Here is a 24,647-nt window from a genome sequence, read left to right as displayed (position 1 = left end):
AGCCATTGCAGCGGATCGGCCTCAGCCATTGTCCGTGCCCTCCTGTCCGGTGCTGCGCCGCGCGGTGACTTGCTCGCGCAGTTGCGTCAGCTTTGCCTGGATCGAGGCCCGCACCGCGCCCAGATCCTCATCCTCGCGCATGGCCCTTTCGCGCGCCACGGTCTCGCGATGGAGGCCGAGCAGGCGCAGGGCATTGGCATTGTCGAACTTCACTTCGCCATCCTTCGGCTCGCCGAAGCGCAGGCGCTGAAGCAGTTCAAGCTCAAGGTTTTCATAGCCTTCGAGCAGCGCACCGCGCCATTCGCGGGCAAATTCGGGTTCCAGCCTGCGCACCTTGTAAGGGCGGCTGGGGTGGACACCGGCCGTGGCGGCCGCGGCACTGACATTCGAGGTTTCGGCCAGCGCGGCGAGAAATTCGGCGCGCCAGTGGCGGTTGGACTTGTCCTCACCCTTGGCGAGGGCGGCACTGATCTTCGTCCGGCGCCTGCCCAAGGCAGCACCGGACGCAGCCCTTGTCGGCTCGACCATCTGGACATCCCTGCTGTTGACGGAAAATCGCGCGTTCCGCTGCCGCCCTGGCGACTCGAAACTTTGCGATGTTCCTGATATGTACCTATCTGGCGTGACGCTGTCAATAAGAAATAACCAAATAGGTTATCGCTTGCCGCATGACGGCACCGCCACTAAGCACGCGGCACGATTTGCCGGAGAATTCGATGCTGCGCCGCCTTTACGACTGGACCATGGCCAAGGCCGCGCACCGCCACGCCGAATGGTGGCTGGCGCTGTTCGCCTTCATGGAAGCCAGCTTCTTCCCGGTGCCGCCGCATCCGCTGCTGGGCCTGATGTGCCTGGCCGAACCGAAGAAGGCGATTCGCTTCGCGCTGATCGCCACGGTAGGCTCGGTTGCTGGCGGGTTGCTCGGCTATGCCATCGGCCACTTCGCCTATGCAGCCTTCGGCGAGACCCTGCTGCGCGCGTTGGGCCTTGCGGCCAGCTTCCCCAAGGCGGCCTGCTATCTGCGCGAATACGGAGCAGAGATCATCATCGTTAAGGGCGCCACGCCGATCCCGTTCAAGCTGCTGACGATCACGGCGGGCTTCATCGGCATGAACCTGCTGGTCTTCCTTGGCGCCTCGGTGATCTCGCGCTCGATCAGTTTCCTGATCGTGGGCGTGCTGTTCCGCCTGTTCGGCGCGCCGATCAAGGCGGTGATCGACAAGCATCTCGGCAAAGTGACGGCGGCTTTCGTAGTGGCGGTGGTCGCCGGTTTCCTCGCGGTTTCGTTCCTCGGCGGCGGCAGCAAGCAGACCAGCCAGAAGTGCGACATGATCGCAGCTGCGAACAAGGCCTGATCGCCTTTATCGTGTTCGGGATTCTCGGCTAACCTCACGCGAAATAAGGCCTGCGCGAGGGAGAGACGCCTTGACCGACCCTGCTTCACGGTTGACCGAACTGGTCGATCGTCATGACATCCATCAGGTCATGCTGCGCTATGCGCGCGGGCTGGACCGGCTCGACAACGAACTGGTCCGCTCGTGCTACTGGGACGATGCGATCGAGGATCATGGCCATTTCGTCGGCACGCCGGGCGATTTCATTCCCTGGGCCGACGGCACCACCCTGCGCTTCGCGACGACGCAGCACGCGATCCTCAACCATTTTTGCGACTTGCAAGGCGACGAGGCCTTTTGCGAGACTTACTACCACTTCTCCGGCGTTGCGGCAGAGGGGCCGCATTTCATGTCGACCGGGCGCTATGTCGATCATTTCCGGAAGCGGGACGGCGAATGGCGGATCGCCAATCGGGTGACCATCGTCGAAGGCGTCTACGACGTACCCCGCGCGGCCTTCGCGCCCGACCCGGCCAGCGCCTATACCGCCGAGGCGCCGTGTCAGGCCCGTCGGGACCGGAACGATGTGAGCTATCACCGGCCGCCGGTTCCGCGCCGTCCTGCCGGGTGATGGAAGATTTCGCGCGGAGGCGCGGAGACGCGGAGAAGAACAAGATCAGGATCACGCAGAGACGCAGAGGCGCAGAGATGTCGTGTCTGCGGCGAAGCCGCTTTTTCTATCGACCTCGCCACTTGCTGGGGGTCGGGGTGACAGAAATATGCGTGCGGCGCAGGCAGACATCTCTGCGTCTCTGCGTGCACCATCTCACTTTTCTTCTCCGCGTCTCCGCGCCTCCGCGCGAAACTCTCAAGCCCTGTGTTTGCAGGGACTTCAAAGTGACTCCTTTTGCATCGATACTCACCGCCGGCAGCTAACAGCCGTAAGGAGTCGTCATGTCGAAGATCGCCGTTGTCGTCGGAAGCCTGCGCGCCGAATCCTTTAACCGGCAGTTTGCCAAGGCGCTGGTCCGCCTGCCGGCAGGCGCCGGCCATGAATTTACGTTTGCGGATATCGGCTCGCTGCCGCTCTACGATCAGGACCACGACGGCGATCAGGCCGAATCGGTCAAGGCGCTGAAAGCGCTGATCAAGGGCTCGGACGGCGTGATCTTCGTGACGCCGGAATATAACCGCTCGATCCCCGGCGTGCTCAAGAACGCCATCGACAACGCCTCGCGCCCTTATGGCCAGAACGCCTGGGCCGGAAAGCCGGCGGGCGTGATCGGTGTTTCGATCGGCGCGATCGGCTCGGCGCTGGCGCAGCAGCACTTGCGCAATGTGCTCGCCTACCTCGACATGCCCACCCTCGGCGCGCCCGAGGCCTTCATCCAGTGGAAGGACGGCCTCGTGACGGCGGACGGCACGATCGGCGAACAGTCCGCAGGCTTCGTGGGCGGCTGGCTGGAGGCCTTCCTGAAGCTGGTGGATCGCCACAAGGGCTGACGATCCCCGAAAGGCTTTTCCTCCGGACAAGGAAAAGCCCGGGCATGAGAATGACCATGCCCGGGCTTTTGCCTGTTTTGCTCAGGAGGGTATCAGCCGAGAATGCCGGCCGTCTTGCCCGCGCGGGTGAACATGCCGATGATCTGCTGGACCTGCTCGGCCGAGTGTTCGGCGCAGAGCGAGCAGCGCAGCAGCGTCATGTTGGCAGGGGTTGCCGGCGGACGCGCGAGGTTCACGTAGAGGCCCTCGTGCAGCAGCGCTTCCCACATCATCGCGCCGCGTTCGAGGTCGGGCATGATGACCGCGATGATTGCGCTCTGCGGCTCCGTGGTGCCGAGCTGGAAGCCCGCATCGGTCAGGCCCTTGTGCAGGACCTTGGAGTTTTCCCAAAGGTGCGCGCGCTTGTCGGCCGCGTGCATCAGCTTGCGCACCGAAGTCGCGGCGGTGGCGACGACGCTGGGCGGCAGGCTGGCGGTGAAGACGTAGGGACGGCAGACCAGGCGCATGATCTCGAACTTCGGGTGGTTCGAAACGCAGAAGCCGCCGACAGTGCCGACCGACTTGGAGAACGTGCCGATCACGAAGTCCACATCGTCAAGGCAGCCCTGGTCCTCGGCCACGCCGCGGCCGTTGGGGCCGATGAAGCCCATCGAATGCGCTTCGTCCACCAGAACCATGGCGCCGTACTTCTTGGCAACCGCGATCATCTCCTTGAGCGGGGCGATATCGCCCAGCATCGAGTAGACGCCTTCCAGCACCACCAGCTTCCCCGCGCCTTCGGGGATGCGGCGCAGGCGCTTTTCCATGGCCTCGATATCGTTGTGCTTGAACGGCACGACTTCGGCGTCGCCCATCTTGCAGCCGTCCCAGATCGAGGCGTGGCTGTCGATGTCGAGGACGATGTAATCGCCCTTGCCGGCGATGGTCGAGATGATGCCGAGGTTGGCCTGGTACCCGGTCGAGAACACCATGGCGTGCTTCATGTCGTAGAAGTCGCAAAGCGCTTCCTCGACCGCCTTGTGCCCGGCGTACGTTCCGTTGAGGACTCGGCTGCCGGTGGTGCCGGCGCCGAAGTCGTCCAGCGCCTGCTTGCCGGCCGCGATCACGTCCGGATCGAAGGTCATGCCCATGTAGTTGTAGGTGCCGAGCAGGATCGTCTCGCGCCCGTTACACAAGGCGACGGTGGGCGAGATCACCTTTTCCATGACGAGGCCGAACGGATCGGTGACGCCGGTGGAAAGCAGGCCCTGGCGCATCTCGATCAGGGGATCGAACTTGCTGAACAGGTCGGTGTGCGCCTGCGTTTCGTTTTCACTGAGCATGTCGGTCATCGCGGAATCCTTCAGCCGTTAAGCTTGACCACGGCGTCGACAAGCTGGCCGTAGTTTTCGATCTCGGCCTGCTGGTTCATCGAGATGATGATGTCGAATTCGTCCTCGATCGCGGCGACGAAGTCCATGACGGTCAGGCTGTCGAACTCGAGGTCGTCGGTGAAGCGGGTCGCGTCGGCGATCTCGACGCCCTTCTTGTTGAAGGGTTCGATCAGCGCGGCGATGCGGGCCGAGGTCTCTGCGCGGTCCATGGTCATTTCAACTCCGGTAATTTCGGGCGGCGCTCTGGCCGACAATTGCGGCGCAAAAGCGGCGCCGGGGGGTAAAGTCAAGCTTGGCGGCACTGGCAGTGTGGCGGACTTGCATCACACCAGCGCCCGCACGGCCTGCATGAACGGGCCGATCGACACCGGCTTGGCGAGATATCCTTCGGCCCCGGCCTCGCGGATGCGTTCCTCGTCGCCCTTGCCGGCATAGGCAGTGACGGCAAGCACCGGGATTGTCCGCAGCACGGTATCCTTCTTGGCGGCCTCGATCAGGTCGAGCCCGGAGACATTGGGCAGCTGAATATCCATGATGACGAGGTTCGGCACGAATTCCCGCGCCCGTTCGAGGGCGTCCAGCCCGTCTGCCACGGGTTCCACGGAATAGCCCTGACTCCGGAGCACGTCGCAAAAGAGCTTCCGGTTGAGGTCGTTGTCCTCGACAACAAGGATTCGCTTTGCCATTCCGCGCCTGAACCCCATCTTGCGGCAGAGTACCGCTCCAAGATGCGTACCGCTCTAGGACAGGCAAGCGAGGCTGACAATTCTCGGAAGTTCACCTTCCTCACCGCAGGACCCACAGGCGCTGGCGCTGACCGCGCTCGGCTGGGTCCTGACCGATGGCGACCGCGCCTCGCGTTTCCTTGCGTTGACGGGGCTGACGCCCGATCATCTGCGCGCCTCGCTGGGGGAGATCGGCACGCTGACGGCGGTGCTCGATTTTCTGTGCGCGCATGAGCGGGATCTTGTCGCGGCGGCCGAAGCGCTGGATGTAAGGCCCGAGGAACTGGCAGCCGCGCGCGAAAGGATCGGCCGATGACCCGCCCGCTGCTCATCACCGATTGCGACGAAGTGCTGCTCTACATGGTCTCGCACTTCCGCGACTGGCTGGCCGAGGACGAAGGCGTGTCGTTCGACATGTCGCGCGGCGATTTTTCCAGCGCGATGCGCCGCACCGCTGATGGCGAAGTGCTGGCGCAGGCTGAGATGTGGTCGCTGCTCAACAAGTTCTTCGATGGCCAGATGCATCGCCAGACGGCGGTGGAGGGCGCGGTCGAGGCGATTCGGGCGATTGCCGAACAGGCTGATGTCGTTGTGCTCACCAATCTCATGGATTTCCGGCAGGAGGCGCGTCAGCGCCAGTTGGCCGATCATGGCATCGACGTCAGGGTCTTTACCAATCAGGGGCCGAAGGGGCCTGCGCTCAAGGCGATCCTTGAGGAATATGCGCCCAGCCGCGCGGTCTTCGTGGACGATCTGGCCCAGCACCATGGCTCGGCCGCCGAAGTGACGCCGGGAATCGGTCGGCTCCACCTTTGCGCCGAGCCGCTGCTGGCGCCGCACATCGCCTGCGCCCATGCGGCGGGGCATGCTCACGCCCGTATCGACGACTGGCAGCGTGCCGCGCCCTGGCTGCTCGACTGGCTGACCCGGCCCGACACCGACCACAACCACGACCACGCCCCATCAAACCGACAGGGAACTGCTTCACGATGACCGAGATCGAAACCCGTCTTGCCGACCTGGGCCTGATCCTGCCCGAGCCTGCCGCCCCCGTTGCGGCCTATGTGCCGGTGGTGATCGCAGGCGGCCTTGCCCATGTTTCGGGCCAGCTTCCTTTCGTCGAGGGCAAGCTCGTCACCGGCCGTCTGGGAGAGGACGTCACCCTTGAAGACGGTATCGAGGCGGCGCAGGCCTGTGCGGTGATGATCCTGGCCCAACTCAAGGCCGCGCTCGGCTCGCTCGACCGGATCGAGCGCGTGGTCAAGCTGGGCGCCTTCATCAATTCGACCGGCGACTTCACCGATCAGCCCAAGGTTGCCAATGGCGCTTCGGAACTGATGGTCGCGGTCTTCGGCGAGGCCGGTAGGCATGCCCGCAGCGCGGTCGGCGTGCCGGTTCTGCCGCTGGGCGCCGCCGTCGAAGTCGACGCGATCGTGTCTCTTCGTGCTGCTCGCCTCGATTGATCGATGGCTGGCGCCGCCCCCCGACCCCAAGCGGGTCGGGTGGGTCGGCGCGCATGACTTTGCGCACCGGGGCCTGCATGACGCGGGTGTCCCGGAGAATTCGCTTGCCGCTTTCGAGGCTGCCCTGCGCGGCGGTTTCGGCATCGAACTCGATGTGCAGCGCGCGAGCGACGGAACCGCGGTCGTATTCCATGACGACGTTCTCGATCGCCTGACCGAAGAGAGCGGACCGGTTTCCCGGCGCAGCGCCGCGCAACTGGCGACGATTCGCCTCACCGGCAGCGAGCAGACGATTTCCAGCCTGCGCCGCGTGCTCGACCTTGTGGCCGGGCGCGTGCCGGTGCTGATCGAGGTGAAGTCGGGGCTTGGGACGCGGGTGACTGCGCTGTGCCTGGCGGTGCGCCGCGTGCTCGAAGGCTATGCCGGCGATCATGCGGTGATGAGCTTCGATCCGCGCGTCCTGCACTGGTTCCGCGTCCATTCGCCGCACACCGTGCGCGGGCTGGTCATCAGCGAGGGCGAGGATCGCGCCTTGCCCGGCACGATTCGCCGTCACCTCTCGCTGTGGAAGGGGCGGCCGGACTTTCTCGCCTACGACGTGCGCGACTTGCCCAGTCGCTTCGCACGCGGCCAGCGCGAGCGCGGGCTGCCCGTGGCGAGCTGGACGATCCGCACCGACCAGCAGCAGGAACGCGTGCGGCTCCACGCCGATGCCGCGATCTTCGAACAGGATGGTGAGCCGGCGGCATGAGCGAAGGCGAATTCACGGCCCGGATCAACGGCGGCGTGGACACGCTGCCCGCCGCCGAATGGGATGCGCTGGGTCACCATGGCAATCCCTTCGTCAGCCATGCGTTTCTGGCCGCGATGGAGGCTTCGGGCAGTGTCGGCGGGCATAGCGGCTGGACGCCGGTGCCGATCACCATCGAAGGCCCCGACGGGCGGCTGGCGGCGGCGCTCCCGGCCTATCTCAAGGAGCATAGCCAGGGCGAATATGTGTTCGACCATGCCTGGGCCGATGCCTGGCACCGCGCGGGCGGCGCCTATTATCCCAAGCTCCAGATTTCGGTCCCGTTCACGCCCGCGACTGGCCCGCGCCTGCTGACGCCGCATCCCGAACTGATGCTGCCGCTGCTGCGCGCCGCCGAGACGCTGTGCCGCGAAAACGGCCTGTCTTCCGCCCACGCGACGTTCATCGAACCCGCGCAAGTCCCCGTGTTCGAGGCGGCCGGATGGCTGCTGCGCGAGGATATCCAGTTTCACTGGGAAAACCGCGACTACACAAGCTTCGACGAATTCCTCGGCGCGCTGTCCTCGCGCAAGCGCAAGGATATCCGCAAGGAGCGCGAGAAGGCGCAGGAGGGTGTAGAGATCCGCGCGCTTACCGGCGCCGATCTGGGCGAGGAGCACTGGGACGCCTTCTGGGGCTTCTATCAGGACACCGGCGCCCGCAAATGGGGGCACCCCTATCTCACGCGTGAGGCGTTCTCGCTGCTGGGCCAGACCATGGCGGACCGGATCCTGCTGGTCCTGGCCTATGCCGACGGGCGGCCGATTGCCGGCGCGCTCAATTTCATCGGCAGCGAGGCGCTCTATGGGCGTTATTGGGGCGCGCTGGTCGACAAGCCCTTCCTGCACTTCGAGCTGTGTTACTATCAGGCCATCGACGCGGCTATCGCGCTGGGCCTGTCCCGCGTCGAAGCCGGGGCGCAGGGCGGCCACAAGCTCGCGCGCGGCTATGAGCCGGTGCGCACGGTGTCGGCACACTACATCGTGCATGCCGGGCTGCGCGAGGCGATTGCCGATTATCTCGAACAGGAGCGGGCGGGAATCGCGCAGGACCAGATCTGGCTGGGCGACCGTACCCCGTTCCGCAAAACCTGAGAGGAAAATTCCCTCTCAGTCACAATAATTTGCCGTTCAGGCTGCCTTGCGCGTGCTGGCGGCCAGCCACTGCCGGGCGCGGCGCTGGGCTTCGGCGATTTCGCGTGCGGTCATCTCATCGGCGATTTCGGCGCGGCATCCGGAGGCGTCCTCGTGGCCGGCAACGGCGGCGAGGTTGAACCACTTGTGCGCCTCGATCAGATCGCAGGGAATGCCCTGGCTGCCGGTCGAGTAGGCAACGCCGAGATCGAAGTAAGCGGAAAAGTCCCCCTGCGCCGCAGCGGCAAGGCGATCGGCCATCAGCAGGCCTTCGGCATTGATGTCGGCCTCACACGCGGTGATGCCCTGAACATTGATCCAGACCGTTTCCATCGTCTGCTTCCCCCCAATTGTCAGGCCCCTGACGTCCGTTCGTTTCAGTGGCCTTTCGATAGACGCAAGCTGACGTATTCGTGGTCAACAAAGCGTTAACGATAAATCGAAAATCTTGACTGGCGCGGCGTGCCGCCAATTCGTCGCCCAATTCGCAGGGATGTCGAACGGGCGTTCCGTACTTTTTGTGGACGGTCTTGGTTATGACCTTGTGTAGGCCGATGGGCGGCCCTATAGGCCCCGCACCACGGTTTGCCGGGAGGTCACTGGAAAAATCCGGGGCCGCAGGGCGTAGGCGAGCCGGGGGGATTCGTGCGGAGATTCTCTGGATGGCAACGGCCCTAGCTGACGAAATTGATGTCCTCGCCAAGGCCAAGCGCTTGCTTGGCGGTTCTTATGTTCCCGCTGAGAACGAGCCTTACATGTGCGAGGCTCAGCAGGATTACTTCCGGCGATTGCTGCTGGCCTGGAAAAAATCGATCCTTGATGCTTCTGCCGGTACGCTGGCCCAGCTTCAGGACGGTCCGATCCGGGAGCCCGACCTCAACGATCGCGCATCGAGCGAGACCGATTGGGGAATCGAGCTGCGCACCCGCGATCGCCAGCGCAAGCTGATCGCCAAGATCGATTCGGCACTGCGCCGGATCGAGGAAGGTGAATACGGTTATTGCGAAGTGACGGGCGAACCGATTGGCCTCGGACGCCTTGAAGCACGCCCGATCGCCACGATGACGGTTGAAGCGCAAGAGGCGCACGAGCGCCGCGAGAAAGTTTCGCGCGACGATTGATGCGCCAAATCGGGCGGCCCGATGCGCGTCCGGCGCAGCGGGCCACCTGCTTGCCGGCTTGGTCGCGCCGTTTCTCGTCGCTGTCCCCATCGGCCCATGTCCACATTTTAACCGTGCTCCGGCGCGGCAGCGGCCATATGGATGGGGGCATTAAGGCTTTCTTGGTGACTGCCCCCTAGAACCCAGGGGCAATCGTGTTAGGTTTGTCGGGCATTTGCGCCCGTCCTGCCGTGCACGGCCCGACGGACGCCTCGAATTCCGGACGAGAGTACATGAGCGAAGGTGAGAATCGACAGATCGCACGCGACAGCCTTTTCCTGATGGCTGACCTGCGCGTCGACGGACTGGACGGCGAATGCCGGATCAAGGTTCGCAATCTCTCTGCCGGGGGCATGATGGGCGAAGGCGCGGTCCGCGTCGTTCGCGGTTCGGCAGTCAAGGTCAATATCCGTAATATCGGCTGGGTTCCCGGCGCGATCGCCTGGGTTCAGGACAACCGTTTCGGCGTTGCTTTCGGCACTGAGATCGATCCCAAGCTGGCGCGCGTAACGGTCGGCGCGGCCGAGGATGCCACGCCGCGCTTCGTGCGCACGCATGAGGCACTCTACTCCCCCGATACCGCCGCCATGCGCAAGATCTGAGCCGTTCGGCCCGCATCGTTGCTGCGGGAAGCAGGGCGGATGCCCCTCGGGGCATGCTTTTTCCCGGGCAAGGGCGCAGCAGCCATTTGCGACCCTGCCGAAATCGACTAGTCCGAACCCCATGAGCGTTTCGCGCAAAGGCTTCCCCGCGTTCGGCCTTCTGGCCGCGCTGGCGCTTGCCGGTTGCGGATCGTCGAGCAATTCGGCGCTGAACGTGGCGGTCGTCGGCAAACCGGGCGATCCCTTCGAGACCGGCTTGCAGCTTCCCCTCGCCGGCCAGCTCGCCCGTGCATCGACCACCGAAGGTCTGGTCTCGTTCGACGAGAAAGGCCGCGTCATCCCGGCACTGGCCGACCGCTGGATCGTGACCGATGACGGCCTGAGCTACATTTTCCGCCTGCGTGACGGCAATTGGCTGACCGGCGACCCGCTCTCCGCCGCATCGGCCAAGCACGCGCTCGATTCGGCGCTGGAGGCGCTCAAGGACACGCCGCTCGCGCTCGATCTGTCGGCCATCGACGAAACGCGGGCGATGGCGGGGCGAGTCATCGAAATCCGGCTGGCCCGGCCGATGCCGTACCTGTTGCAGCTTCTCGCCCAGCCCGAACTCGGCCTTGTGCACAAGGAGCGTGGGGCGGGCCCGATGCGGCTGGAGCGCGAGCAGTTCCTGGCGCGGATGGTCCCCATCGATCCTTCGCATCTTGGCCTGCCGGCCATCGAGAACTGGGCGCGGCGCACGCGCCATGTCAACTTGCGGGCGCTGGATGGACCGGGGGCGGTCACCGCCTTCAACGACGGCGATGTCGACATCGTCATGGGCGGGGAAGTTCAGGATTTCCCGCTCACCCGCTCGGTCGGGATCCTGCGCGGGACGATCCAGCTCGATCCCGTCGTCGGCCTGTTCGGGCTTCAGGTGATGAACGATCGCGGTTTTCTGGCCGATCCGTCCAATCGTGAGGCGATTGCCATGGCGATCGACCGCGACGCCCTGATCGCGCCGTTCGGGCTTGGTGGCTGGACCGCGACGACCCGCATGGTCACGCCCAGCCTCGACGGCGACCTTGGCACCATTGGCGAGCGTTGGGGCAATCAGTCGATCGACGAACGCCGCGCCGTGGCGGCGGGCAGGGTCCGGCATTGGGAATCCAGCTCGGGGGAAGGCAGCTCGCCGGCAATTGCACCGGCCCCGGCGGAACCGTCGCGGTCGGCGCGCAAGATCTTCCAGCATGCGCCCAAGGCTCCGACGCCGGCCGATCTGGCAGCACAGGCACCGCGTCTTGCGATCTGGCTGCCGGTCGGACAGGGCGCGGACACGCTGTTCGACAAGCTGGCCGGAGACATGGCCACGATCGGCATCCGTCTGGTGCGCGTGGGCGATCAGGCTTCGGCCGACCTCGCGCTGGTTGACGATGTCGCGCGTTATCCGCGCGCCGCGTGGTTCCTCAATCGTCTGTCGTGCCATGCCCGGCGGGGCCTCTGCTCGGCCGATGCGGACGCGCGCGCGGCCGAGGCAGCGGTTGCCCAAAGCCCGCAGGACCGCGCGGCGCTGCTGGCCGAAGCGGAGGCCGAACTGACCGCCGCGAATGTGTTCATTCCCTTCGGCACGCCGATCCGCTGGTCGCTGGTGCGCGGCAGCGTCGATGGCTTCGCGCCCAACACCTGGGGTTGGCACCCCTTGATGCCGCTCTCCTGGCTGCCCAAATAAGCAGGACGGCAATCGTGCCGTTCGAGGAGATTGACGACTTTGGCGACTGGACAGGCTTCTGCCCGCCGCATGGATATGGACCTTCCGCTGGGGTCCGATCCGGTTTCGATCAGCCGCCGCGTGGAGATGATGGAGCGCGTCCTCGAAGGCGCGTTCACGCTTCCCGGCATTCGCCGCAAGGTCGGTCTCGATGCGGTCATGGGACTTGTGCCCGTGGCCGGCGACTTGGTTTCCGCGCTGCTGGGCATGTATATCGTTTGGGAAGGGCGCAATCTCGGCATGTCGAAATGGCAGCTTGCGCGCATGAGCGCCAACGTCGGCATCGACGCACTGCTCGGGGCGATCCCCGTGGCGGGCGACCTGTTCGACTTCGTGTTCCGCTCGAACAGCCGCAACCTGAAGCTCATCCGCAAGCATATCGCGAAGAATCATCCGCATGCGCAAGTGATCGAGGGGTGACGAGAGTCCCGCTCTGGTTGCCGGCACTGGTGTTGCCGCTGGCGGCGTGTGGGTCCTCGGCCCCCGTTCCCGCGCCGGTCACTTCGGATGAGGCGCGCGCTCTGGATCAGGCGGCGGAAATGCTGGATTCGCGGCCGTCCGAAGCGCCTTCGGAAGCGGCTGCGACGGCGGGGCCATGATCGAGCGCTCTGCGCCGGTTTGGCTTTCACCCGGCCGACCTTCTCCCGCTCAGGCTGAGCTTGTCGAAGCCCCCGAGGCGTGGCGCGAGCTTGCCACCCTTCGACAAGCTCAGGGTGAGCGGAGTTGGGGAATCAGGCGACGAGGCATCTGACCGGGCGAAATACTTTAGTCGAAGCTGACTTTGCCGCGTCCAGCCTTGACCGATCCGCGCAGCTTCTTGCCCTTCAGGCGCTGCTCCTTGCCCACGCGGTTGAGGCGGCTCTTGGCACGCTTTTCGGGCAGGTTGTAAGCCTCGCGCAGCATTTCGGTGAGCCGCTCGCGCGCGTCGGCGCGGTTGGCCTCCTGCGTGCGGAAGCGGCGGGCGGTGAACATCAGTTCGCCGCCCGAAGTCATCCGGCTGCCCGCCAGTTCCTTCAGCCGCGCGAACACCGGCGGGGCCAGACGCAGCGCGTAGACGTTGAGCCGCAACTGAACCGCCGTCGCCACTTTGTTGACGTTCTGGCCGCCCGGCCCGGAGGCAGCGATGAAGCTCTCGCTCGCCAAGGCCTGCGCGCGACCGACGGTCTCTTCAACCTCGCTCATTCATCGCTGAAGCCGAGCGCGGCGAAGTCCGCCGGCAGCGGCGCCACGGCCACGACCGGTTCCTTGTCGCCGCGCGGCACGGTGAGGCCTGCCGCGTGGAGCATGGTGCGCGGCGCGCCCTTGCTGGAGCCATAGACCGGATCGCCCAGCAGCGGATGGCCAAGGCCCGAAGCGGCATGGACGCGGATCTGGTGCGTGCGGCCGGTCTCGGGGCGGAATTCGACGAGCGTGAGGCCGTTCCGCTCGTCCAGCTTGCGCCAGTGGGTGACGGCAGGCTTGCCCTTTTTGGCCGGGATCATGCGCCAGCCGTCCTTGGCCGTGCTCACCTTGGAGAGGTTGAGCGCGATCGTGCCTTCGTCCTCCGCCAGCGTGCCGGCAACGATGCCGAGGTAGCGCTTCTTGACCGTCTTCTCCTCGAAAGCGGCGGAGAAGCGCTTCAGCGCCTTAGGATTGCGGGCCAGCAGGAGGCAGCCCGAAGTATCGCGGTCGAGCCGGTGCACCGGCATCGGCAGGCGCTGGAAGCCGAGCGTCAGCTCATCGAGCCGGTCTTCGAGGCTGGGACCGCCGGCGCGCGGGCGGTCGAGCGGAAGGCCGCCGGGCTTGTCGATGACCAGCGCCTCGCCGTCCTCGAAGAGGATTTCCAGTTCCATGTTACGTCAATGCTTTCTCTATGCGCCGTAGCGCTTCTTCGAGCCGCGCGTCGTCCGCGGCGAAACTGATGCGGAAGCCGTCGCGGCCGCCGAAGGCGGAAGCCGGGACCAGCGCCACGCCGTGTTCCAGCAAGTGCAGCGCCAGCTTCATGTCGTCGCCGCCGAAGCGGTCCATCAGCGGCGCGGCGTCGATCATGCAGTAGAAGGCGCCGTCGGGCGTGGGCGTCGACAGGTCGGGAATCGCGTTGATCGCCGCGACGACCTTATCACGCCGAACACGGAAACGCTCGCGCCAGTCGGCCAGAAAATCCTGCGGTCCCGCGAAAGCGGCAACGGCGGCGGCCTGGCTGATCGAGCAGGGATTGCCCGAGGAATGCGACTGGAGCTTTTCCATCGCCTTGATCAGCCACTGCGGCCCGGCGGCGACGCCGATGCGGAAGCCGGTCATCGCGTGGCTCTTGGACACGCCGGAGACCGTCAGGATGCGGTCGGCAAGGTCCGGGCAGAGGTTGGCGAGCGTGGCGTGTGGGCGGCCGGTATAGTTGATCGGCGCGTAGATATCGTCGGATAGCACCATCACGCGCGGGTGGCGGCGCAGCACCTCGCCGATGCCGCGCAGCATGTCCTCGGGATAGTAGGCGCCGGTCGGGTTGCCGGGGCTGTTGAGCAGCACCCAGAGCGTGCGCGGGCTGATCTGCGCTTCCAGATCGGCGGGCGTGAAGCGGAAATTGTCCTTGGCGGCGGTCAGCAGCGGCACGACCTTGCCGCCCGCGAAACGAATGATCTCTGGGTAGCTGACCCACCACGGCGAGGGCACGATCACTTCGTCGCCTTCGCTCACCGTCGCCAGCATGGCATGGAAGATCGCCTGCTTGCCGCCCGCGCTCACCGTTACTTGCGAGGCAGGCACTTCGATTCCGAGGTCGCGCGCGAAGTGCAGCGCGGCGGCCTGCTTGAGCTGCGATGTGCCGCCCACTGCCGTGTATCTGGTCTCCCCGGCGTCGAGCGCGGCCTTGGCGGCCTCGATCACGTGCGGCGGCGTCGGGAAATCGGGCTCGCCGACCGAGAGCGAGATCACGTCGATCCCGGATTCGCGCAGTTCGATGGCGCGGTCGGTCATCGCGGTCGTCCCGGACGGGGCGATGCGGGAAAGGGCAGCGGATGTATGCATCAGGCGGGCAGCATCACTTGAGGAGTTGGGCAGGCATAAGGCCGCGCAGAGAATTGCCGATCAGGAAGCCATCGGCGAGATCGTCCAGCGTAAGCTCCGCTTCGACAGCACGGCCCTGCTCGATCAGTGAGCGGCGTAGCACGCCGGGCAGCAGGCCCAGCGCGATGGGCGGCGTCAGCAGCATGCCTTCGCGCTCCACGAAAACGCTGGTGAAGCTGCCTTCGGTGATGAGCCCGTCATCGCGCAGGAACAACACTTCCTGCGCGCCGGCGGCCTTCGCCACGGCAAGGCCCGTCTCGTAGAAGCCGCGGTCGCTGGTCTTGTGGCGCAGCCGCCAATCGCCGCTGTCGACCGGCAGCGGCAGCACGCCGACCACCATGGGCTCGGCCTGCGAGGCCGGAACTTCCGCCAGTTCGAGCGCGTAGGCCCCCGTGCGCGAGGCAACGAGGCGCAGCTTCGCGGGCGCGTCGGCATCGAAGCAGAGCGCCTGTATGGCGTTGCGCACGGCGTGGCGATCGAAGCTGAAGCCCAGCGTCTCGGCGCTGGTCCTGACCCGCTCAAGATGCAGTTCGAGCAGTGGGATGCCCTGTTCGGGCGTAAAACGCATCGTTTCGATCAGGTCGAAACTGGCGGGCGAGGTTACCCCTGCCGAATCTCGCACGAAACCCCCTTTGACCAGGCATTCCCGCCATTCGGGAAGCGCTTGTGAATCCGCGACCACCGCCGAACCGACACCCAGAACCGCGCGTCCTGTCGTCACGTTGCCAGCCGCCCCATCGCCGCCTGTCGGGCGCCCCGTCAGCCGTAAAGTGCGGATTGCCACATTGAACGCGGCATCGCCAGAGGGTTCGATGAAACCGATTGAACCGCAATAGGGCCCGCGCGCGTCGCGCTCGACTTCGGCGATCAGTTCCATCGCCCGGATTTTCGGGGCGCCGGTGATCGAACCGCAGGGGAACAGCGCCCGCAGCAAGTCCACCGCGCCCTTGTCCGGCATGAGGCGCGCGCGGACGGTGGAGACCATCTGGTGCACCGTGGGATAGCTCTCGATCGCGAAAGGCGCTTTCACGTCCACGCTGCCGGGTTCGGCCACGCGCGACAGGTCGTTGCGCATGAGGTCGAGGATCATGAGATTCTCAGCCCGGTCCTTGGGGCTGGCGGCCAGTTCGTCGCGCAGGCGGGTGTCCTCTTCCGCGTCACGGCCCCGCGGGCGGGTGCCTTTCATCGGGCGGACGGTGACCGTGCCGCTGTCGAGCGCGAAGAACAGTTCGGGCGAGAAGCTCAGCAACCATTCGCTGCCGTCGCAGATCACCGCGCCATAGCCGGCAGCGGCGGCCGGACGGATCGCCGCGTAGAGCGCCAGCGGATCGCCGTGCCAGGGCCCGGCGAGTGGGTAGGTCAGGTTGACCTGATAGATGTCGCCTGCCTCGATGGCCGCATGGACCGCGTCGAAAGCGCGCGTGTAGTCCCCGGTCGAGACGTCCGGTTCAAGCGGGCCGATGCCGACGGGCCCCGGCGTGGCCTGCCGGGCCAGCCACTGCGGCACCTCAGCAGCGGGAATCGCCTCGAAATCCTTGAACGCAGCGAACCAGACCAGCGGCCCGTCCACCTTTCGCAGGCCGGAAAGTCGGGGTTCCAGGGCCAGTCCCGCTTCGTAGGCGAGGTAGCCGGCAAGGTGGAAACCCTCGGCCACCAGCGCCTCGATCCGGGCGAGTGCGGGCCGCACGTCGCTCTCGGTGCGGGCCACGACGATTTCCACCGGATCGCGGTAGATCCGCGCATCGGCGGCGTCTTCGTGGCGCGCGTCATCAAGGAGTATGAATGGTTTGGGCATGTTCGCGTTGCTGCCTTTAGCGCCCGATGCCCGGCGGCACCAGTCCGCTGCGCAGGCCCGGCCCACTCGAAACATTGGCTGAAACATTGCCTCCGGGCGATCAAGTCCGTGCCCGGGCAGAATCCCTCTCGCCCTTGCCCAAGCTGCGCACTATCACCTTCGAAGGGCGCAAGGAGGCATGAATGGACGAGATTTTCCTGGGACTCGGCTCCAACGGTGAACGGCAGGTCCTCCAGCTGAGCCGCGCCAACCGCCACGGCCTTGTCGCCGGGGCGACCGGCACCGGCAAGACCGTCACGCTCCAGACCATCGCCGAGCAGTTCTCCGCCGCCGGGGTCCCGGTTTTCCTTGCCGATGTGAAGGGCGATCTCTCGGGCATTTCCATGGCCGGAAGCCCGCAGTTCAAGAATGCCGCCGTGCTGGAAGCGCGGGCCAAGGAAATCGGCATGACCGACTATGCCTATTCCGACAATCCGGCGATTTTCTGGGACATCTACGGTGAGCAGGGCCATCCCGTCCGCACGACGATCTCGGAAATGGGGCCGCTGCTGCTGTCGCGGCTGATGGACCTCAATGATACGCAAGAGGGCGTGCTCAACGTCGTCTTCCGCTATGCCGACGAGCAGGGTCTGCTGCTGCTGGACCTTGCAGATCTGCAAGCCATGCTGGCCTATGCGGCCGAGAATGCGGCCGCGCTTTCGGCCAAATACGGCAATATCACCAAGGCCAGCGTCGGCACCATCCAGCGCCAGCTTCTCACGCTCGACAGCCAGGGTGCGGCGCAGTTCTTCGGCGAACCGGCGCTGGAAATCGCCGATTTCATCCGCTGTGACGACAAGGGGCGCGGCTACATCAACGTGCTCGCGGCCAACAAGCTGATGCGCAGCCCCAAGCTTTACGCCACGTTCCTGCTGTGGCTGCTGTCCGAACTGTTCGAGGTGCTGCCCGAGGTCGGCGATCCGGAGACGCCCAAGCTCGTGTTCTTCTTTGACGAGGCCCACCTGCTGTTCGACGATGCCCCCAAGGCGCTTCAGGACAAAGTCGAGCAGGTCGTCCGCCTGGTTCGTTCGAAGGGTGTGGGCGTCTACTTCATCTCGCAGAATCCCATCGATATTCCCGAGCAGATCGCGGGCCAGCTCGGCAACCGCGTGCAGCATGCGCTGCGGGCTTTCACCCCGCGCGACCAGAAGGCGATCAAGGCGGCGGCGGACACGTTCCGCATCAATCCGGCGCTGAATGTCGCTGAAGTGATCACCGAACTGAAGGTCGGCGAGGCGCTCGTCTCCACGCTCGATGGCGAGGGCGCGCCGACGATCGTCCAACGCACGCTGATCGCGCCGCCGCGTTCACGGCTGGGGCCGGTCGAGCCGAAGGAGCGGGCGATCATCCAGTCGATCAGCCCCTATGCGGGCAAGTACGACACCCCGGTAAACCGCGAAAGTGCGGAGGAAGTGCTGGCCGCCAAGGCTGCGGACGCCGCCGCCACCGCGCAGGAAGTGGCGGATAAGGGTGCGGCCGAGGTCGGCAAGCAGGAACGCAAGAGCCCCAGCCTGTGGGACGGGCTGGGCGGCAAGGTTGCCAAGGCGGCGGCGGGCGCGGCGGTGGCGAGCGCCGGTTCGATCCTCGCGCAGTCGATGCAGGGCCGGAAAAGCCGCGCGAATCCACAGGCTTCGGCTGCTAGTGCGGCCGCCGGGACAGTGGGCGATGCCTTTGGAAAAGCGATCGGTTTTCCGGGCCTTGGCCGCTTCGCGCGCAACCTTATCGGCGGCTTGATGCGCTGACTTGATGCGGATTATCGGTTGTCTGGTCCTGTTTCTGGCGCTGCTTTCGGCGCCGGGCGTGGCTTTGGCACAAGTGGCGGCAAAGGAGGCCGCTCCGGTCGTCGCACAGGAAAAGCCGGACCTTCCCTTCGGCCGTCTGGGCGATTCGGTCCGACCGCTGGCCTACCGGCTGGACCTGACCGTAGACCCCGCGAAACCGCGCTTTTCGGGCCATGTCGAGATCGACGTGAACATGACCCGAAGTGCACCTAAAGTGTTCTTGCACGGGCGCGACCTCGATGTGGCGAAAGTCGAGGCCCATGTCGGCGGTCAGACGCTTGTCGGCCAATGGCGGCAGCTCGATTCCAACGGCCTTGCCCAAGTCCTGTTCGACCGGGACCTGCCCGCCGGACCCGTCACCCTCGCTTTCGATTACACGGCGGCCTTCGGACAGGGCCCTTCCGGCCTGTTCCGCGTCGAAGTGGAGGGCGCCTGGTATGCCTGGAGCCAGTTCCAGTCGATCGATGCGCGCGCGGCCTTTCCCGGTTTCGATCAGCCCGGCTTCAAGACTCCTTTCGCCGTCACCTTGCGCACCCCGCCGGGGCTCATGGCGATCAGCAACGGGCCCGAGATCGGCACGCCTGCTGTCGAGGGCGGGCTCGCCGTCCACCGCTTCGCGCCGGTGCCGCCGCTGCCGACTTATCTCGTCGCCGTCATGGTCGGGCCTTTCGCGGTGCTTTCGGGCGAAGTTCCGCCCACCGCGCAGCGCGCCGAGCCGCTGCCGCTGCGCATCGTCTCCACCCGCCAGAATGCCGACCGGCTTGCCTTCGCGCTGGAGGGCAGCAAGCGCATCGTCACCCAGTTGGAAAGCTACTTCGGCGAGCGCTTCCCGTTCCCCAAGCTGGACCAGATCACCAGCCCGATCCTGCCCGGCGCCATGGAAAATGCCGGGGCCGACCTCTACCGCGACGACATTCTGGTGATGGATGCCAATGCGCCGGTTCAGCAGCAGCGCCAGTTCGGCATGATCGTCGGCCATGAGCTGGGCCACCAGTGGTTCGGAGACCTGGTCACGCCTGACTGGTGGGACGATCTTTGGCTCAACGAGAGCTTTGCCAACTGGATCGGCTACCGTTCCGGGCAGGAGTGGCGGCCGGATCTCGGTATCGCCGGGGACGCGCTCGGCGTGGGCTATCAGGCCATGGACATCGACGGGCTGCTGGCCGGCCGCCCGATCCGCCAGCCGATCGAGACCAGTGACCAGATCGATTCGGCCTTCGATTCGATCACGTATGGCAAGGGCGGCCGCGTCGTCGGCATGATCGCCGACTGGCTGGGCGAGGACCGTTTCCGCGAAGGCGTGCGCCGCTACATCGCCGCGCATCGGCAGGGCACTGCCACCAGTGCTGACTTCTTCGCGGCGCTGGCCGAAGTGGCGGGCGACCCCCGGCTGGTCCCGGCCATGCGCAGCTTCGTGGAGCAGCAGGGCGTCCCGCTCCTGGCGATGAAGCAGCAGGGGGACCGCCTGGCGATCACCCAGCTGCGCTACACCACCGCCGGGATCGCTCCGCCCGAGGGCCGCTGGATCATCCCGATCTGCCTGCGCCGGGCCGGGGCGGAACGCATGTGCACGATCATGGACCGGCCGACCCAGACGTTCGTGGTGCCGGGCACCGGCCCGGTCTTCCCGAATGCCGGCGGGGCCGGATATTACCGCTTCGAACTGACCGGCCAGCACTGGCAATCGCTGATCGCCGGGGCCGGCAGCCTGCCCGCTGGAGAGGCGCTGGCGCTGGTCGATTCGCTCGATGCCTCGATCCGGGCGGGGCGCGGCAATGTGGGCGAGATGGCCCAGCTTGCGCATGCGCTGATCCGCCATCCCGATCCGCACGCCGCCGATGCGCCGTTCGAGGCGCTCTCGGGCTATGTGATGCAGGGCCTTGTCAGTGCGCGCGGGCGGCAGGGCTTCAACGTCGTGCGTGAGCGGCTCTATGTGCCGCTGCTCAAGGAATTCGGCTTCGATCCGCGCGCGGGCGTCTATGCCGGAGAAGCGCCGGCGCACAGCCAGCGGCGCGTGCAGGTGGTCGAGGCATTGCTCGCGACCAGCCGCGGCGGCAAGCTTCGCGACCAGTTGGCGCAGGCGATGGAGGCCTATCTCGGCGGCGATAGCGCCGCGCTCGACCCGGCGTGGATGGATCACGCGCTCGATGTCTACCTGTTCCAGCAAGGCGCCCCGGCCGCGCGGACGCTGGTGGAGAAGGCGCTGACATCCGAAGACCCGGTGTTCCGCCCCGCCGCGCTGGCGGCGGCGGCGCGGACGGGCGATACCAAGCTGGCGGCATGGCTGCTCGATCTTCAGGACCCGCGCCTGCGCGAGGGCGAGCGGCTGAGCTTCCTGGACGGCGTGATGGCCCGCAGCGCCACGCGCGACATCGGTTACCAGTGGGCGGTGACGCATCTGGACGATCTTGTCACCGCCAGCAGCGGCCAGTTCTTCGCGACGCGCCTGCCGCAGATGCTGGGGCGCTACTGCTCGGTCGACAAGGCGGCGCAGATCACGCGCGATTTCGGGCCGAGTCTGGCGGGCACCCCGGGCGCGCTGGAACTCGCACGGGCGAGCGAGCGGGTGCGCAACTGTGGGTTGCTGGACGACCTTGTGGGCGCGCAGATCGACGGGGATTTCGTGACTATGAAGTAGGCGCTGACGGCCGTTTCAATCGGCCGGAATCCAGTGACGCTTCAGATATTCGTCGAACATCGGAACGGTGAAGGCGATGTCTCCGTGCGCGGGGCTGTAAATCATTCCTTTTGCAATGATCTGCGCGCGTCGGGGCCCTAATGTGGTGAGTTTTTCACCCAGCATTTCGGCCACATCCGATGATCGGTATGGACCGGCGCCCAATCGCGCCATGGCTATCACGTATTCTTTTTCCTTGGGCGTCAGGCGGTCGATGCGCACCTTGAAAAACCCTTCATCCAGCCTTCGCAGCGCTTCTTTCTCGGCGAGTTCAACGCAGTTCAATGCAATGGGGGATTGGGGCGAGGCATTCCAGATTTGATATCCCCATTCCTGCAGGAAGTACGGATATCCCTTCGTCAGTGCGACAATCGCATCAAGCAGGTCGCGGTCTATCGCTTCTCCTTCCTCCTCGATGGGCTGACGGATTGCGTTCGCGGCATCGTCTTCGGGAAGGGCGTCCACCTTCGGGAAGATGAAAAGCCTTTCCGCGTATGACTTTGCATCTCCGGACAGCGCCGCAATGGCAGGGAGGCCGGCGCCAAAAAGGAGGACGGGCAGGGCTTTCTGGTTGATGCGATGAATTGCGACGATCAGTGCGCCCAGTTCTTCGGGCGAGAGGTACTGCACTTCGTCGATAAGGAGCGCCCATCCGCGACCAGCCGCCTTTGCCGCTTCGCCAACTTTCAGAAACAGTTCGGTGACGTCGTATTCGAGATTGCCGCTATCCGCGACGCCGGGTTCCGGATCGACGGACACATCGAAATCGCCCACGCTGATCTTGAATGCACTGGCAAAGCTGCGGAGCGCGCGCAGTGCTGTGTGCGTGGCCGTCTTCGCGGAATCGACGAATGACAGTTTGCGAAGGGCCTGATGGATTTTGGGATAGAGCAGATCGACGAGTTTACGATCTTCCGGCGCTTCGATGAACGACGTCAGATACCCGTGATCTTCGGCAATTTTCTCGATCTTATTGAGGAGAACGGTTTTTCCGACGCCTCGTAAACCGAGGAGCATCTGCGACTGGGCCGGACGGCCAAGCAGGACGCGCTGAAGCGCCGTATCGGCAGCCGTAATGATTTCTTCCCGGCCGGCCAGTTCCGGCGGCTGCGAGCCTGCTCCGGGAGCAAAGGGATTTCGAACGGGGTCCATATTTATCCCTTTAGGGCATAGTATAGCCTACTTCGGCTATACTCAGTTATATATCCCTAAAGGTCAACACCGTCTGGAGGTACGCCGGCCTTCGGCCTCACCCCACCGGCAGTTCCAGCTTTGCCCGCAGGCCCTGCACGGTGCCGTCCGCCGCGAGCCGGTTCGACAGGGTCAGCGCGCCGCCGTGCTGTTCGGCGATGGCGCGGGCGAGGGCGAGGCCGAGGCCGGCGCCGCCGGTGGCGCTGTTGCGCGAAGGGTCGCCGCGCGTGAAGGGGTTCATCATCGCCTCGATCGAATCCTCGGCGATGCCCGGGCCGTCGTCGTCGATCACGATCACGGCGTGGCGGCCTTCGCGCGAATCCTCGCGGGTCAGCGAAACGCGGGCGCGCTCGCCGTAACGCAGGGCATTGCCGATCAGGTTGCGCAGCGCGCGGCGGATCCACGTCGGGCGCAGTTCCAGCGCCACGCGCTCGGTCTCGCCCACTTCGACCGGCTCGCCCATGTCCTCGTACTCCTCGATCACCGAGAAGATCAGCGCGGAGAGTTCGGTGCGTTCGCGCGGGTCGCTCGGGCGGCCGACGCGGGCGAGCGAGAGGATGTCGTCGAGCGTGCGGACGATGTCCTCGATGGTCGTGGCCATGCGGCCGCGTTCGACGTCGTCGGTCACCGATTCGATGCGCACGCGCAGCGCCGCCAGCGGGGTCTTGAGATCGTGGCCGATGGCGCCGAGCATCACGTCCTTCTCGTCGAGCAGGGCGGCGATGCGCGATTCCATGGCGTTGTGCGCCACGATCAGCCGCTGCATATCCTCGGGGCCCGAGGGGGGAAGCTGGCCATCGAGGTCCTGCGTTTCCGCGAAGCGTTCGAGGCGGCGGGTCAGCGCGGCGAGCGGGCGGGTGATGCGCCGCAGGATCAGCGCCACCGCCGCCATCAGCACGATGTAGATGCTGATCGTCTGGATCAGGATCGGCCCCAGCAGCACGTTTTCGGGGCGCGGCGCGCGCACGCGGGCGACGATCCAGCTGCCCTCGTCGCTGGTGCGCACGCCCACGACCATGAGGTTGGAGCGCATCAGGCCCGATGTCTCGTCGTGCGAGAGGCCGTAGCTTGCGGCGCGGCGCAGCAGGCCGCGCCGGGCATAGCGGTCGCTCCCGGCCGCCCGGTGGACGACGACGACTTCGCGGACGGCGAAGTCCTGCTCGGCCAGGATTTTCGCGAGATCGGCTTCCGCCTCGGCATCGCGGGCCTCGCCGGGCATGGCGGGCGAGCTGGTGCTGTATTCGAGGTGGTAACCCTTGGGCGGCGGGCCGGAGAGGGGGCCCGGCGTGTCGTTCGGGCGGCCGTTCTGGTGCCGGACGAGCCCGCGCGGGCCGCGCGTTTCCATGATCAGGCGGAACACGGCGGCATTGAGCATGCCTGCCTCGTAGCCCTCGCGCTGGGCGCGGTAGACGAGGAACGCGCCCAGTCCCTGCACCAGCAGCAGCGCCGCTGCCACGGCGAGCAGCATTTGGCCCATCAGGCTGTGGGGGCGCGGCAGGCGCAAGCGGTTCAAGGTCATTTCCGGACGAAAAGGGAAAAAGCGGTCATCGGTTCAGGCTCAATCCGCCGGCACGGCCATGCGGCGGACATCGGCGGCCAGCATGTAGCCGCCACCCCAGACCGTCTGGATCAGCTGCGGATTGCGCGAATCTACCTCGATCTTGCGGCGCAGGCGGCTGACCTGATTGTCCACCGCGCGGTCGAACAGATGCGCCTCGCGGCCCTGCACCATGTCGAGCAGGCGGTCGCGGTTGAGCACTTGGCGCGGGTGTTCGAGGAAGGCCATGAGCAGGCGGAATTCGACCGAGGAGATCACCACCACGGCGCCTTCGGTATCGGTCAGGCGGCGCTTGAGCGGATCGAGCTGCCAGCCTTCGAAGGCGAAGACCTCGTTCTCCGGCGCGGGCGCGGCGGTGCGGGCGGCGCGGCGCAGCACGCTGCGGATGCGGGCGACCAGTTCGCGCGGCTCGAAGGGTTTCACCACGTAGTCGTCGGCGCCGATTTCGAGGCCGACGATGCGGTCGGTCGCCTCGCCGCGCGCGGTGAGGAAGATCACCGGCACGTCCTGCGCTTCCACGAGGTGGCGGCAGAGTGACAGGCCGTCCTCGCCGGGCATCATGATGTCGAGCAGGACGAGATCGGGCTTTTCGTCGCGGAGCAGGCTGCGGGCCTCCGCCGCGCTGCGGGCCTGACTGACGGCAAACCCCTGGCGCGAGAGGTACTCGGCCAGGGGCTCACGAAGCGCCGCCTCGTCATCAACGAGCAGCAGGCGGGCGGGCGCGGTATCGTTCATCT

26 protein-coding genes are annotated in these 24,647 nt (G+C 65.8%); 14 read left to right on the top strand and 12 right to left on the bottom strand.

Annotated features, from left to right (window positions below):
* Positions 1 to 21: 21 nt before the first annotated feature.
* A complete protein-coding gene (locus AC1VVM_RS03100; RefSeq protein WP_482955831.1) occupies positions 22 to 528 on the bottom strand; it encodes a hypothetical protein in 507 nt (168 codons plus the stop codon).
* A gap of 188 nt (positions 529 to 716) precedes the next feature.
* On the opposite strand from AC1VVM_RS03100, the gene AC1VVM_RS03095 reads away from it, so the two are divergent.
* The 3 genes from AC1VVM_RS03095 to AC1VVM_RS03085 all read left to right on the top strand — a co-directional run bounded on the left by AC1VVM_RS03095 (position 717) and on the right by AC1VVM_RS03085 (position 2,837).
* A complete protein-coding gene (locus AC1VVM_RS03095; RefSeq protein WP_132389787.1) occupies positions 717 to 1,355 on the top strand; it encodes a YqaA family protein in 639 nt (212 codons plus the stop codon).
* A 70-nt stretch (positions 1,356 to 1,425) separates the two neighbouring features.
* Positions 1,426 to 1,965, top strand: a complete 540-nt coding sequence (locus AC1VVM_RS03090) for a nuclear transport factor 2 family protein (protein WP_482955830.1) — start codon at positions 1,426 to 1,428, stop codon at positions 1,963 to 1,965.
* A gap of 323 nt (positions 1,966 to 2,288) precedes the next feature.
* The gene (locus AC1VVM_RS03085) at positions 2,289 to 2,837 is read left to right on the top strand and encodes an NADPH-dependent FMN reductase (protein ID WP_482902737.1); all 549 of its coding nucleotides are present in this window, start codon (positions 2,289 to 2,291) and stop codon (positions 2,835 to 2,837) included.
* A gap of 92 nt (positions 2,838 to 2,929) precedes the next feature.
* Here AC1VVM_RS03085 and spt read toward each other — a convergent pair whose 3' ends face one another.
* The 3 genes from spt to AC1VVM_RS03070 form a co-directional block, all read right to left on the bottom strand.
* The gene (gene spt / locus AC1VVM_RS03080) at positions 2,930 to 4,168 is read right to left on the bottom strand and encodes a serine palmitoyltransferase (protein WP_482902736.1); all 1,239 of its coding nucleotides are present in this window, start codon (positions 4,166 to 4,168) and stop codon (positions 2,930 to 2,932) included.
* A gap of 11 nt (positions 4,169 to 4,179) precedes the next feature.
* The gene (locus tag AC1VVM_RS03075; protein ID WP_132390550.1) at positions 4,180 to 4,419 is read right to left on the bottom strand and encodes an acyl carrier protein; all 240 of its coding nucleotides are present in this window, start codon (positions 4,417 to 4,419) and stop codon (positions 4,180 to 4,182) included.
* A gap of 114 nt (positions 4,420 to 4,533) precedes the next feature.
* Positions 4,534 to 4,896, bottom strand: a complete 363-nt coding sequence (locus AC1VVM_RS03070; RefSeq protein ID WP_132389797.1) for a response regulator — start codon at positions 4,894 to 4,896, stop codon at positions 4,534 to 4,536.
* Between the two features lie 121 nt (positions 4,897 to 5,017).
* On the opposite strand from AC1VVM_RS03070, the gene AC1VVM_RS03065 reads away from it, so the two are divergent.
* Genes AC1VVM_RS03065 through AC1VVM_RS03045 form a run of 5 tightly spaced genes read left to right on the top strand, consistent with a single transcriptional unit; the run spans position 5,018 to position 8,282 of the window.
* Complete coding sequence (locus tag AC1VVM_RS03065) at positions 5,018 to 5,251, top strand: DUF3572 family protein (RefSeq protein ID WP_132389799.1); 234 nt, start codon at positions 5,018 to 5,020, stop codon at positions 5,249 to 5,251.
* The gene (locus AC1VVM_RS03060) at positions 5,248 to 5,928 is read left to right on the top strand and encodes an HAD family hydrolase (RefSeq protein WP_482955829.1); all 681 of its coding nucleotides are present in this window, start codon (positions 5,248 to 5,250) and stop codon (positions 5,926 to 5,928) included. The genes AC1VVM_RS03065 and AC1VVM_RS03060 overlap by 4 nt, the downstream gene beginning before the upstream one ends.
* The gene (locus AC1VVM_RS03055; protein WP_132389803.1) at positions 5,925 to 6,398 is read left to right on the top strand and encodes a RidA family protein; all 474 of its coding nucleotides are present in this window, start codon (positions 5,925 to 5,927) and stop codon (positions 6,396 to 6,398) included. The genes AC1VVM_RS03060 and AC1VVM_RS03055 overlap by 4 nt, the downstream gene beginning before the upstream one ends.
* On the top strand, positions 6,379 to 7,149 hold the full coding sequence (locus AC1VVM_RS03050) for a glycerophosphodiester phosphodiesterase family protein (protein ID WP_482955828.1): 771 nt from the start codon (positions 6,379 to 6,381) through the stop codon (positions 7,147 to 7,149). The genes AC1VVM_RS03055 and AC1VVM_RS03050 overlap by 20 nt, the downstream gene beginning before the upstream one ends.
* The gene (locus AC1VVM_RS03045) at positions 7,146 to 8,282 is read left to right on the top strand and encodes a GNAT family N-acetyltransferase (RefSeq protein WP_482902733.1); all 1,137 of its coding nucleotides are present in this window, start codon (positions 7,146 to 7,148) and stop codon (positions 8,280 to 8,282) included. Before AC1VVM_RS03050 ends, AC1VVM_RS03045 begins: the two co-directional genes overlap by 4 nt.
* A gap of 36 nt (positions 8,283 to 8,318) precedes the next feature.
* On the opposite strand, the gene AC1VVM_RS03040 is transcribed toward AC1VVM_RS03045, so the two are convergent.
* Positions 8,319 to 8,654, bottom strand: coding sequence for an SEL1-like repeat protein (locus AC1VVM_RS03040; protein WP_132389809.1), 336 nt, complete (start codon positions 8,652 to 8,654; stop codon positions 8,319 to 8,321).
* 329 nt (positions 8,655 to 8,983) lie between these two features.
* Between AC1VVM_RS03040 and dksA the strand changes: the two genes are divergently transcribed.
* The 4 genes from dksA to AC1VVM_RS03020 all read left to right on the top strand — a co-directional run bounded on the left by dksA (position 8,984) and on the right by AC1VVM_RS03020 (position 12,247).
* Entirely contained in the window at positions 8,984 to 9,442 is a 459-nt protein-coding gene (gene dksA / locus AC1VVM_RS03035) for an RNA polymerase-binding protein DksA (protein WP_132389811.1), read from the top strand.
* A gap of 272 nt (positions 9,443 to 9,714) precedes the next feature.
* Positions 9,715 to 10,083, top strand: coding sequence for a PilZ domain-containing protein (locus tag AC1VVM_RS03030; RefSeq protein WP_132389813.1), 369 nt, complete (start codon positions 9,715 to 9,717; stop codon positions 10,081 to 10,083).
* A 121-nt stretch (positions 10,084 to 10,204) separates the two neighbouring features.
* Positions 10,205 to 11,788 (top strand): ABC transporter substrate-binding protein, encoded by a 1,584-nt coding sequence (locus AC1VVM_RS03025; RefSeq protein ID WP_482955827.1) that lies wholly within the window; start codon positions 10,205 to 10,207, stop codon positions 11,786 to 11,788.
* Between the two features lie 69 nt (positions 11,789 to 11,857).
* A complete protein-coding gene (locus AC1VVM_RS03020) occupies positions 11,858 to 12,247 on the top strand; it encodes a DUF4112 domain-containing protein (protein WP_482902731.1) in 390 nt (129 codons plus the stop codon).
* A gap of 345 nt (positions 12,248 to 12,592) precedes the next feature.
* On the opposite strand, the gene arfB is transcribed toward AC1VVM_RS03020, so the two are convergent.
* Genes arfB through pabB form a run of 4 tightly spaced genes read right to left on the bottom strand, consistent with a single transcriptional unit; the run spans position 12,593 to position 16,664 of the window.
* Complete coding sequence (gene arfB / locus AC1VVM_RS03015) at positions 12,593 to 13,009, bottom strand: alternative ribosome rescue aminoacyl-tRNA hydrolase ArfB (RefSeq protein ID WP_482955826.1); 417 nt, start codon at positions 13,007 to 13,009, stop codon at positions 12,593 to 12,595.
* Positions 13,006 to 13,659 (bottom strand): RluA family pseudouridine synthase, encoded by a 654-nt coding sequence (locus AC1VVM_RS03010; RefSeq protein ID WP_482902729.1) that lies wholly within the window; start codon positions 13,657 to 13,659, stop codon positions 13,006 to 13,008. Before AC1VVM_RS03010 ends, arfB begins: the two co-directional genes overlap by 4 nt.
* Before the next feature lies 1 nt (position 13,660).
* Entirely contained in the window at positions 13,661 to 14,830 is a 1,170-nt protein-coding gene (locus AC1VVM_RS03005; protein ID WP_482955825.1) for a pyridoxal phosphate-dependent aminotransferase, read from the bottom strand.
* 13 nt (positions 14,831 to 14,843) lie between these two features.
* Positions 14,844 to 16,664, bottom strand: coding sequence for an aminodeoxychorismate synthase component I (pabB, locus tag AC1VVM_RS03000; RefSeq protein WP_482955824.1), 1,821 nt, complete (start codon positions 16,662 to 16,664; stop codon positions 14,844 to 14,846).
* Between the two features lie 182 nt (positions 16,665 to 16,846).
* On the opposite strand from pabB, the gene AC1VVM_RS02995 reads away from it, so the two are divergent.
* Positions 16,847 to 18,445, top strand: coding sequence for a helicase HerA-like domain-containing protein (locus tag AC1VVM_RS02995; protein WP_482955823.1), 1,599 nt, complete (start codon positions 16,847 to 16,849; stop codon positions 18,443 to 18,445).
* 4 nt (positions 18,446 to 18,449) lie between these two features.
* Positions 18,450 to 21,122, top strand: a complete 2,673-nt coding sequence (locus AC1VVM_RS02990) for a M1 family metallopeptidase (RefSeq protein WP_482955822.1) — start codon at positions 18,450 to 18,452, stop codon at positions 21,120 to 21,122.
* A gap of 15 nt (positions 21,123 to 21,137) precedes the next feature.
* Here the strand turns inward: AC1VVM_RS02990 and AC1VVM_RS02985 are convergent, their stop codons facing one another.
* The 3 genes from AC1VVM_RS02985 to AC1VVM_RS02975 form a co-directional block, all read right to left on the bottom strand.
* On the bottom strand, positions 21,138 to 22,313 hold the full coding sequence (locus AC1VVM_RS02985; RefSeq protein ID WP_482955821.1) for an ATP-binding protein: 1,176 nt from the start codon (positions 22,311 to 22,313) through the stop codon (positions 21,138 to 21,140).
* A 97-nt stretch (positions 22,314 to 22,410) separates the two neighbouring features.
* Positions 22,411 to 23,820, bottom strand: a complete 1,410-nt coding sequence (locus AC1VVM_RS02980; RefSeq protein ID WP_132390552.1) for an ATP-binding protein — start codon at positions 23,818 to 23,820, stop codon at positions 22,411 to 22,413.
* A 90-nt stretch (positions 23,821 to 23,910) separates the two neighbouring features.
* Positions 23,911 to 24,645, bottom strand: coding sequence for a response regulator (locus tag AC1VVM_RS02975; protein ID WP_132389833.1), 735 nt, complete (start codon positions 24,643 to 24,645; stop codon positions 23,911 to 23,913).
* Positions 24,646 to 24,647 lie beyond the last annotated feature (2 nt).

This window comes from Novosphingobium sp. BL-S-33, from assembly GCF_056857025.1.
Note: the sequence above shows the minus strand (reverse complement) of the source record. Positions and strands in the feature narration are given on the sequence as shown.